Origin of the sequence: Pseudonocardia sp. (assembly GCF_025965585.1) — a bacterium.
GTDB lineage: Bacteria > Actinomycetota > Actinomycetes > Mycobacteriales > Pseudonocardiaceae > Pseudonocardia.
The window spans coordinates 1-6,291 of record NZ_JAOPWR010000213.1; the positions used below are offsets into that span (position 1 = coordinate 1).

Sequence of the window (6,291 nt, forward strand, 5' to 3'; positions counted from 1 at the left end):
TGAACGCGCGGTCCTCACCATCCTCGAGCGATAGGTCGATGGTGTGACCGCTGCGGACGAACACTTCGATGCGGCACCTCATCGCACGAGCGTAGAACCACCGCCGCAGCCTCGCGCCGCCCGACAGGCTCGGTCTGGACGAACAAGGAGACGTGGAGCATCCCGCCGACCGCGCCCATGTCACGACGTCGACCCAGCGTCGCGGCAGGGCAGTTTCGCCCGCCCGTCCGGCGCGACCGACCGCGGCGAAGGCGTCGAGGTCGACCGCCACACCGGCCACACCGGGCAACCGGGACATCTCCGCCCAGCTTCAGGGCAGAGGTTCCCGGCCCTGCTGTCCGCCGTCCCCGAATATTTCCATCGAGCGTCTCACCGCACAGTCTCGGCGTGGCCGGGGTACTTCGTCGGATCCGGCGCGAGTAATTCCATCTTTCCCACCGCTTCCATTCTCACGCGTGGCACGCATTTACCAAGAATGACGCCGTAGCCGCGACCGGAGTTCGATGATGACGCTCGAGGACCGACATCGTGCCGGCGCTCCCGCCTCCGGGTTGCTCACGAGTCCGGGAACTGCTGTGCGCTGACGACGGCGCCGGCGTGGACGCTGACGCTCGAGCTGCCCTCAGTAGCGTCAAACATGCTCCCGTTGCCGCACCGCGACGGAGAATGTGGGTGCAAATCTTGCCTACCCGCTATTTTGGATCAACCACCGGGCGCGGGAGACGGGTGACAGGTGCCGGCGCCCTTGTGGCGGTCGGGATTGCGGAGTAGACCTCTCGGTAGAGAACGTCGACAGGCCAAGGTCGGATCAGCAGAGAAGATCCGTCCTCCCGGCCGGGGTTCCCAGCACGAGCAGCACCGGGCACCCACGCGGAGCATGCCGCGATAAGGCTCAGCGCCGCGGGCCTGCGTCAGGACGCGATTCTCGCGTGCTGACGCCGAGACCGAGCGACACGGCGCATTGTGCACGCCTGGTAACCCGATCACTTGTGCGGTCCGGACGTCGCCCCAGGCACCTCGGGGCGACGTCCGTTTGTTCTTTCCGAGCGCCATTCCGCACCGGTATTCCGTCGTGGCGCGCTTGGATCTGGCGGCAGATCCGCCTCGGCCGCCAGATCTGGACGGCAACCCGACACTGCTGCGACCGTGGCTCGCTGTCGCCGGTCGGTCCGGTCACTCGGCGGCCGAGTCCGGGGGTAGCGAGGTGACCGGTGCGGAGGGGTCGAAGTCGGCGTGGCGCAGACGGAACACCTACAGGTCGAGCCCGAAGTATGTGCCGGTCTCCCGACCCGTTCCATGCCGTTGCGCCGCACCGTCGCCGCGGCACGGGTGTTGTCCGGCCGGACGACCGCGAAGATCTCGGCGATGTCGTGGCTGGGCGCCCAGCTCGCCAACACCCGGGTGGTCTCGCCGGCGTAGCCGCATCCCCACACCCGCGGACCGGGACGAGCCCGGTCACCGAGGCCACATCTCGACGTCCTCGCGGGGGATCTGCGGGACCGGCACCGTGTCGAACCCCGCCGCCTGCCACCGGGCGCAGCGGCATCAGGCCCGCCTGAACGACGAACATCGTCGCCATCCCCGGACCCAGAACGGGCCCGAGATCAGCAGCATCAGGACGGCGACGACCGGGACGAGCTGCACCAACGACCGCCCGAGGTGCCGCAGCCACCAGCTGCGGCAGGTCATGTCGTGCAGCACCCACTCCCGATGGGCGGCCGGCAGCGGACCGCCCCGGGCGTAGCACCACCAGCGCCGGAAGGCCACCGCCACCACCCGGCCACCGCAGGTGACCTCTTCGGGACGGGCGTCCCAAGCTGTCGCGCTCAGCGCAACCCGCACGACTGTCCCGAGCCTGCTCGCCACCACACCCGACAGCGCGGGCAACTCGTCGGCCAGGTGGGTGTGTGGCCACCAGCCGCCGTCGAGGACACCGTCGAGGTGCGGCACGGGCGAGAACACCACCCGCGGGGCCGCAGCACCCGGATCCGGCATCGGGATATCGCGTGGAACTCGGAGACCTGAATAATTACGCCACGGGTGACATATTGTCCCAGGACCTCACGGCCACAGATCTGGACACAACTCTACGATCAGCTCGCGCGCGATCAGGCAGGAGTGGTGATGACGGACCTCCCGCAGCATTTACGCGTGCACATCACGCTGCTCGGGGGTCTCCGGGTCACGGTCGGATCCCAAGAGATCTCCGACGCCGCGTGGCCGGCTCGCCGGTCCGCGGAGCTCATCGCACTTCTCGCCCTGTCCGATCGACACCGGCTCATGCGGGACCAGGTTGTCGAGGCGCTGTGGCCGCACCTGGAACCCGACGCTGGCGCCGCGAACTTGCGTAAGGCCGCGCATCACGCCCGGCAGGCACTCGGTCGTGAGGACGCTGTGAGGTTGAGCGGCGGCCGGGTCGCCCTGTTCCCCTCGTGCGACGTCGTAACTGATGTCGCCGTATTCGAGCGCCGTGCCGAGGCGGCGATCCGCTCGGGGGACGGTGCTGCTTGCGACGAGGCGGCGGCGGGCTATCCGGGCGATCTGCTCCCCGACTCGCTCTACGAGGAGTGGACCCACGCTCGGCGGGACCATTTGCGCTCCCTCTATGTCTCACTACTACGTCTCGGAGGGCGGTGGGAACGGCTTGTCGAGATCGACCGGTCTGACGAGCAGGCGTACCGCGAGCTCATGCGCGCCGCACTGTCGCGCGGCAACCGGCCCGCCGCGATCCGCTGGTACGGACGGCTGCGCACGAACCTGGAACGAGAGCTCGGCCTACCGCCCGCGTCGGAGAGCCGGGCCCTGTACGAGCAGTGCGTCGCAGGCCTCTCACCGGCCGCGACGATCTTCGTCGGCCGCCAGGTCGAGCTCGCCCGGTTGGCCGCGGCGCTCCGGTCGGCCGAGCGGGGTGGGCTGGGCGCAACGGTGGTCCGTGGTCCGGCGGGCATCGGCAAGTCGACGCTGTGCCGGCAGTTCGCGTCGGTGGCACGGGAACGCGGGTGGCTGGTCGTGGCAGTCGCCGCCACGGTCGCACAGGGCCCCTACGCGTCCCTCGTGGCGGCCGTGGAGCAGCTACTCAGCCGCGATCGCACCCTCCTCGACGCCCTGCCGCGCCCGGCGCGCTCGACGCTGGCCGAGCTCACGGCGCTGGCCGCGCCGGCCCAGCCGCACGAGGGCGGGCTCACCCGACACATGGTGATCGGAGCCGTGCACCGGCTGATCGCGGCGTGCCGGGACGTCACCGGCGTCCTGCTGGTCGTCGACGACGCGCACCTGGCCGACGAGGCCACGGTGGAGGCGTGGGGACAACTGGCCCGGGCCGGTGGCGGGCTCCCCTTCCTCGGCGCCATCGCCTTCCGCACCGAGCTGGCCCCGTCGTCGCTGACCCGGACGGTTGCGGGCCTCGACCGGTCCGGCCGGTGCACCGGGATCGACCTGGGCCCGCTCGACCACGACGAGGTCGCCTTGCTGGTGGAGGCCGGGGCCATCGCGAAGCCCGCCGCCGGCGTGGTCGCCCGAATCGTCGCGACGGCGCAGGGCAACCCGTTCTTCGCGCTGGAGCTCACCCGCGGCATCGGAGGGGCCGCGGACCCGGCTGTCGCGCCATCGGTCTGGGAGGCGATCACCGAGCGCTTCATCGACCTCGACGACGCCACCGCTGCGATGCTCCGCCGGCTGGCGGTGGCAGGCGACGACCTGGACCCTCTCGACGTGCCCGCGCTGACCGGACTGGCCGAGCCGGACGCGTTCGCGCTGCTCGACGCCGCACTCGACGCCGGCGCGCTTGTCGTCTCCGGGGGGCGCTACCGCTTCCGGCACGACCTCGTGCGCCAGGCGCTCGTCGAGCAGGTCCCGCCCCACCACCGGATCGCGATCCACCGTGACACCGCCCGTGGGCTGGCGGCCGCGGGAGCCGCCCCGGCCCTCGTCGCGCGGCACTGGCTGAACGGGGGCCGGCCGGGCGATGCGGCCCCCTGGTTGCTGGCCGCAGCTCGCCGGGCCGTCGCGCTCGGTGCATTCACCGACGCGCTCGGTCACCTGGAGCCGCTGCTGGACCACGAGCCGGGGTTCCTCGACGCGCTCCGGCTGCGGGCCGAGGCCCTCGATGCCCTCGGCGAGGAGCGAGCGCCCGCTGCGTACGCGGCCGCCGCGCGAGTCGCCTGCGGTCCGGAGTCCCACGACCTGCAGGCGATGCAGGCGCTGGCGCAGATCAAGCAGGGTGATCCCCGGGGCGCGCTGCGAACGCTGGACGGGCTCGAGCCCGTGTCGGTGCAGGGCAGGCTCGCCCAGGCGCTGGCGTTGAGCGGCGCGGCCGTCATGGGCTTCGCCGATCCGGAGCTCGGGACCGCGAAGGCCGCCGAGTGCCGCAGGCTGGCGATGGAGTCAGGAGACCGGACGGCGCTCGTCGTTGCGTCCTGGGCCCAGGCAGCCGCCGCGCACGCTCGGGACGACCTGCACAGCAGCATCTGGGCGGACCTGCTCGACACGCACGCGCTGCGCGAGCTGGCGATCAGCGTGTTCGACGGCCACCTCTGCATGACCCAGCGGCTCCTCTACGGTGCCCGGCCCTACTCCGAGGTGGTCGAGTTCGCCGATTCCTTCCTCGCCGAGGCGCAGCGGCTGGGTGCGGCTCGCGGCCGGGCATTCGCCACGACACTGCGCGGTGAGGCGAACCTGCTGTCGGGCCGACTGGACGAGGCCGACGAAGACCTCCGGGAAGCAGCCCGGCTCAACCGGGCCATCGGGGCCACCACCGGCGAGGCACTGGCGCTGCAGCGCCGCGCGGAGGTCGCCCTGTATCGAGGTCACAGCGCGGCGGCCGGCGCTCTGCTCGACGAGGCGCTGGCCGTCGCTCGTGAGTCCGACGTCGGCTTCCACCTCCTCGATCGCATCTACGGGGCCAGGATCACCGCCGCCGCCGACACCGACGCCGCCCTGAACATGCTCGACGAGGCAGAGCTGGGGGTACGCGGCCCGCTCGAGACGTGTCCCGGCTGCCGGATCACGCTCGCCGTTCCCGCCGCTATCGCCGCCGCGCGAGCCGGAGATCTCGACCGCGCATCCCGGTATGAACGGGCCACGGAGACGCTGGCCACCGTCGTGATGCGGCTGCCCGGCTGGGACGCAGCACTCGAGGAGGTCAAGGGACACCTCGCGCTGGCGAGAGGGTGCCCGGACGATGCCACCGCCCGCTTCCGCGCAGCGGCCGACGGCTTCCGTGACGCAGGGCAGCCCCTCGACGAGGCCCGGTGCCTCGCATCGGCGCTACACCCGAGCTGACCCGCGCCCCGACCTCCTCTCAACGCCGGGAACGTTTCAGGAACACCCGCGTGCCATCGTCGGGTCTCGTCCAGCGCCTGCTGGCCGCGACCACGGGAGGACGCCATGACCGGTGTCAAGGAAATGGCGATCGCGGCCAGCGCGGGTATCGAGAACCTCGCCCCCGCGGACGTGGCAGCCGAGCTCGGCCGCCCCGGCGTGCTGCTCGTCGATGTCCGAGAGCCCGCAGAGACCGCACACGGCGTCATCCCCGGCGCGGTGCTCGTACCGCGCGGGATGCTCGAGTTCCACGCCGACAGGACGATCACCAGTCACCTCGACGGGTTCGACCCCGGCCGGCGCGTGATCCTCTACTGCGCAGCCGGAGGCCGATCGGCCCTCGCGGCGCGCTCCCTGCAGGAGCTCGGGTACCGCGACGTGGCCCATCTTCACGGCGGCCTCGCAGCATGGCTTCGCGATGGCCGGCCCGTGGTGGCACCGGCCCGCTGCTCGGGGCCCGACCGGACCAGCATCATGAGCCCTGTCCAACTGCTGGTGGCCGCCGTCAGGGCCAGCATCGAGAACCTCACCCCGGCGAAGCTCGCGACAGAGCTCGACGATCCCTTCGTCCTGCTGGTGGACGTCCGCGAGCCGACGAGACCCAGTACGGCTGCATCCCCAACGCGGTGCTCATCCCGCGCGGGATGCTCGAGTTCCACGCCGACCATGGAACTCACCACGTCGAAGGGTTAGAGCCCGGCCGACGAGTGATCGTCTATTGCGCGGCCGGCTCCCGCTCGGCTCTCGCGATTCGCTCTCCTCAGGAACTCGGCTACCGCGACGTGGCGCATCTCGACGGCGGGATCAACGCCTGGATCGCCGAGGGCCGACCGATGACCGGGCCTACCCCGTCGCCGACGCTCTGCTGCTCCCACCGACACCACACCTGACGAAGGAGACGACCATGAGTGACCACGCCACCACCATCACCACAGCCGTGCAGTTGCTGAACTCGGGCGACGTCGACGGCTA

Annotated in this window: 6 protein-coding genes; 3 read left to right on the forward strand and 3 right to left on the reverse strand. The window is 71.3% G+C overall.

Annotation, left to right across the window (positions count from 1 at the left end; all coding sequences use genetic code 11):
- From JWR81_RS14010 to JWR81_RS14020, 3 genes are all read right to left on the reverse strand, one after another.
- Positions 1-298: hypothetical protein (locus JWR81_RS14010; RefSeq protein ID WP_297651415.1), on the reverse strand; the 298-nt coding region annotated here is incomplete at its 3' end.
- Between the two features lie 685 nt (positions 299-983).
- On the reverse strand, positions 984-1,433 hold the full coding sequence (locus JWR81_RS34375; RefSeq protein WP_367278792.1) for a GNAT family N-acetyltransferase: 450 nt from the start codon (positions 1,431-1,433) through the stop codon (positions 984-986).
- Between the two features lie 112 nt (positions 1,434-1,545).
- Positions 1,546-1,995 carry a DUF5994 family protein gene (locus tag JWR81_RS14020; RefSeq protein ID WP_297651417.1) on the reverse strand — a complete coding sequence of 150 codons (450 nt, stop codon included), beginning with the start codon at positions 1,993-1,995 and terminating at the stop codon, positions 1,546-1,548.
- A 129-nt stretch (positions 1,996-2,124) separates the two neighbouring features.
- On the opposite strand from JWR81_RS14020, the gene JWR81_RS14025 reads away from it, so the two are divergent.
- From JWR81_RS14025 to JWR81_RS34380, 3 genes are all read left to right on the forward strand, one after another.
- A complete protein-coding gene (locus JWR81_RS14025) occupies positions 2,125-5,280 on the forward strand; it encodes an AAA family ATPase (protein ID WP_297651419.1) in 3,156 nt (1,051 codons plus the stop codon).
- Between the two features lie 105 nt (positions 5,281-5,385).
- Positions 5,386-6,012, forward strand: coding sequence for a rhodanese-like domain-containing protein (locus tag JWR81_RS14030; protein ID WP_297651422.1), 627 nt, complete (start codon positions 5,386-5,388; stop codon positions 6,010-6,012).
- Complete coding sequence (locus JWR81_RS34380; protein WP_367278793.1) at positions 5,964-6,209, forward strand: rhodanese-like domain-containing protein; 246 nt, start codon at positions 5,964-5,966, stop codon at positions 6,207-6,209. The genes JWR81_RS14030 and JWR81_RS34380 overlap by 49 nt, the downstream gene beginning before the upstream one ends.
- Positions 6,210-6,291: the final 82 nt, after the last annotated feature.

Coding starts and splice junctions, on each gene's coding strand:
- JWR81_RS14020 (WP_297651417.1), bottom strand. CDS start 1,995: ATGCCGGATCCGGGTGCTGCGGCCCCGCGGGTGGTGTTCTCGCCCGTG.
- JWR81_RS14025 (WP_297651419.1), top strand. CDS start 2,125: ATGACGGACCTCCCGCAGCATTTACGCGTGCACATCACGCTGCTCGGG.
- JWR81_RS14030 (WP_297651422.1), top strand. CDS start 5,386: ATGACCGGTGTCAAGGAAATGGCGATCGCGGCCAGCGCGGGTATCGAG.
- JWR81_RS34380 (WP_367278793.1), top strand. CDS start 5,964: ATGCTCGAGTTCCACGCCGACCATGGAACTCACCACGTCGAAGGGTTA.